2 protein-coding genes are annotated in these 3,713 nt (G+C 71.5%); both read right to left on the bottom strand.

The features are described from left to right. The coding region (locus ABD329_RS47460; protein WP_344318226.1) for a type I polyketide synthase at positions 1–2,983 on the bottom strand (2,983 nt) is incomplete at its 3' end. 57 nt (positions 2,984–3,040) lie between these two features. Then, a partial coding sequence (locus tag ABD329_RS47455; protein WP_344318225.1) for a phosphopantetheine-binding protein occupies positions 3,041–3,713 on the bottom strand: 673 nt, incomplete at its 5' end.

The raw sequence follows: 3,713 nt of genomic DNA, 5'->3' as shown, positions 1-3,713 counted from the left end.
GAAGCACCAACGGCCCCTCCAAAGTCAACTCCTCAACAACCCCGCACCCCCACCGCAACCCCGCCTGCAACACCAACTCCACAAACCCCGTACCCGGCAGCAACACCACACCGGAGAGGGCGTGATCGGCCAGCCAGGGGTGAGCGGCCAGGGACAGCCGACCGGTGAGCAGGCAACCGCCGGACTCGGGCAGCACGACCGTGGCCCCCAGCAGGGGATGGTCGAGTGCGCCAAGACCCAGGGCGGAGGCGTCACCCTGGCCGGGCCGCGGCGCCAGCCAGTAACGCTCCCGCTGGAAGGGGTAGGTCGGCAGCTCCACCCGCCGCGCCGCCCCGAAGGCCGCGGACCAGTCCACCCGTACTCCGTGCACATGCAGCCGCGCCACGGCCGAGTGGAACTGGTCGAGCCCGCCCTCGCCACGCCGCAGCGAGCCGGTGACCTCCACGGACTCGCCGGAGGCGTCCGCGGTGTCCTGGACCCCCATGGTCAGCGCGGGGTGGGTGCTCGATTCCACGAAGACGCGGTGGCCGTCGGCGAACAGCGCCCGGAGCGCGCCGAGAAAGTCGATCGGCTTACGGGCGTTCCAAAACCAGTAGTCCGCGTCGAGTTCGGTGGTGTCCAGGAGTCCGCCGGTCACCGTGGAGTAGAACGGAACGGTGGACCGGCGTGGCGCCACGTCGGCCAACAGCGTGAGCAGCCGCTCCCGCAGCGGTTCCACCTGCGGACCGTGGGAAGCCACGGTGGCGGGCACGACGCGGGCGCGTACGCCGTCCGCCACGCATGCGGCGACGAACTCCTCGAGGCTCTGGGGATCGCCGGCCACCGTGGCGGCCGCGGGCCCGTTCACCCCGGCCACCACGAGGCGCCGGCCCCAGGGCTCGATCCGGGTGGCCAGTTGTTCCGCCGACAGGGCGACCGAGGCGATGGCGCCGTTGCCCACCAGCGTTTCGGCGAAGAGGCGGCTGCGCAACACCACTACCTTGGCCGCGTCCTCCAGCGTCAGCGCCCCGGCCACACAGGCCGCCGCGATCTCGCCCTGGGAGTGGCCGACCACGGCCGATGGAGTGATCCCGTAGGAGGCCCACAGCTCGGCGAGGGACACCATCATGGTGAACAGGACCGGCTGGACGACCTCGATGAGGTCGAGCGAGGGCGCACCGGGCGCGGAGCGCACCACGTCCTCGATGGACCAGTCGAGGTGTGTCTCAAGGGCACGGGCGCATTCGGCGAACCGGCGGGCGAAGGCCGGGGAGGAGTCCAGCAGTTCCACGGCCATACCGGCCCACTGCGAGCCCTGCCCCGGGAAGACGAAGACCACGCCGGTGTCGGCCCCGGCCACGCCCTCCACGACGTTCGAGGCCGGCTCTCCGGCGGCCACCGCCGCGAGGCCGCTCCGCAGTTCCTCTGGTGTGGATCCGATCACCACCGCACGGTGCGGCAGCGCCGAGCGGGTGGTGGCCAGGGTCCATCCGAGGTCGCCGGGGTGCGCTTCGGTGGCCACGTCGGCGAGCCGGGCCGCGAACGCCCGCAGACCGGCCTCGCCCTGACCCGAGAGCACCCAGGGCACCGTCACCGGTTCGGTCCGGGGCGGCTCGACGGGCTCGGCCTCCGGCACCTGCTCCACGATCACATGGGCGTTGGTGCCGCTCACTCCGAACGCGGAGACGCCCGCCCTGCGCGGCCGGTCGGTCTCCGGCCACGGGGTCCGCTCGGTGAGCAGCCGCACCGCCCCGGCGGACCAGTCCACATGCGGGGTCGGTTCGTCCACGTGCAGAGTGCGCGGCAGCACACCGTGGCGCATGGCGAGCACCATCTTGATGACCCCGGCGACACCCGCGGCGGCCTGGGTGTGTCCCAGGTTCGACTTGACCGATCCCAGCCACAGCGGCCGGTCCCGGTCCTGGCCGTAGGTGTCCAGCAGGGCCTGCGCCTCGATCGGGTCGCCGAGCCGGGTGCCGGTGCCGTGTGCCTCCACCACGTCGACATCGCCCGTGGACAGCTGGGCGTTGGACAGCGCCGCGCGGATGACCCGGCGCTGGGAGGGCCCGTTGGGCGCGGTCAGCCCGTTCGACGCGCCGTCCTGGTTGGCGGCGGTGCCACGCACCACCGCGAGCACTGGGTGACCGTGCCGTTCGGCGTCGGACAGCCGCTCCACCAGCAGCATCCCGGCGCCCTCACCCCAGCCGGTGCCGTCCGCCGCCGCCGCGAACGCCTTGGACCGGCCGTCCGGCGCCAGCCCGCCCTGCTTGGACAGCTCGACGAAGGTGTTCGTCGTCGTCATCACCGTGACGCCGCCCGCGAGCGCCAGCTCGCACTCACCGTTGCGCAGCGCCTGGACGGCCAGGTGCAGGGCGATCAGCGAGGACGAGCACGCGGTGTCCACGGTGACCGTCGGCCCCTCGAGACCGAAGGTGTAGGCGACCCGTCCCGAGAGCACACTGGCCGCGCTGCCCGTGCCGAGATGGCCCTGCACATCGTCCCGGGCGGCGCTGAGCAGTGTCGCGTAGTCCTGGCCGTTGGTGCCGATGAACACCCCGGTCCGGCTGCCCCGCACCGCGTCACGGTTGACACCGGCCCGCTCGAACGCCTCCCAGGAGGTCTCCAGCATCAGCCGCTGCTGCGGGTCCATCGCGATGGCCTCACGGGGCGAGATCCCGAAGAGCGCGGCGTCGAAATCGGCGACGCCGCGCAGGAATCCGCCGTAGCGGGTGACCGACTTCCCGGAGCCGCCCGCGGGGTCGTAGAGGCCCTCCGTGTCCCATCCGCGGTCGGCCGGGAACTCCGACACCGCGTCGCCGCCCTCGCGCACCAGCTCCCACAGCGCTTCCGGCGTTGCGATGCCCCCGGGGAACCGGCAGCTCATGCCGACGATCGCGATGGGCTCGCGGCTCTTCGCCTCGACGTCCTGGAGGCGCTGGCGGGTCTGCCGCAGATCCTTCGTGACCTCTTTGAGGTAATGACGAAGTTTCTCTTCATTCTCCACAGGACGGCCCTCTCAACGCGGTGCTGGACTCACTCGGAGACGAACTCGACGGCAGGGTCACGAGATCCCGAACTCCTTGCCGAGGAGGTCGAACATCTCCTCGTCCGTCGCGGAATCCATGTCGATGTCACTGGTGGTGGCCGCTCCCCAGTGGGACAGCAGGCTCTTGATCTTCGCGGCGACCTCGGCACCGGCCACGTCGCTCGGGGACAGGTCGGACAGCACGGCTTCCAGCCTGGTCAGCTCGTCGAGCACGGACGTCGCGCCGCCCTCGTCGTTGTCCTTGTCCCTTTCCTTGTCCTTGTCCGGGACGAACCGGGCCCGGACATGGTCGGCGAGCGCCGCGGGAGTCGGATAGTCGAAAATGACGGATCCCGGGAACGGTACGCCGGTGGCGGTGGCCAGCCGGTTCCGCAGCTCCACCGCGGTCAGCGAGTCGAAGCCGACTTCCTGGAAGGTCCGCGAGGGGTCGACCGAAGCGGGCTTCGCATGCCCCAGCACGGCCGCCACTTGGGCACGGACCAGCTCCAGCACCGCCCGATCGCGCTCGATCCGCGACATGCCCCGCAACCGGGTGGCGAGTGCCTCGACCGGTTCCATCGGCGCGCTGGAGCGGGGCAGCAGTTCGCTCAGCAGCGGGCTGGGCCGTGTGGCGGTGAACCGGGAGGCGAAGTGCTCCCAGTCGATGTCCGCGATCATCACCGCGGTCTCGTCGTCGTCCAACGCCCGC

Origin of the sequence: Streptomyces javensis (assembly GCF_039525925.1) — a bacterium.
GTDB classification, from domain to species: domain Bacteria; phylum Actinomycetota; class Actinomycetes; order Streptomycetales; family Streptomycetaceae; genus Streptomyces; species Streptomyces asiaticus.
Note: the sequence above shows the minus strand (reverse complement) of the source record. Positions and strands in the feature narration are given on the sequence as shown.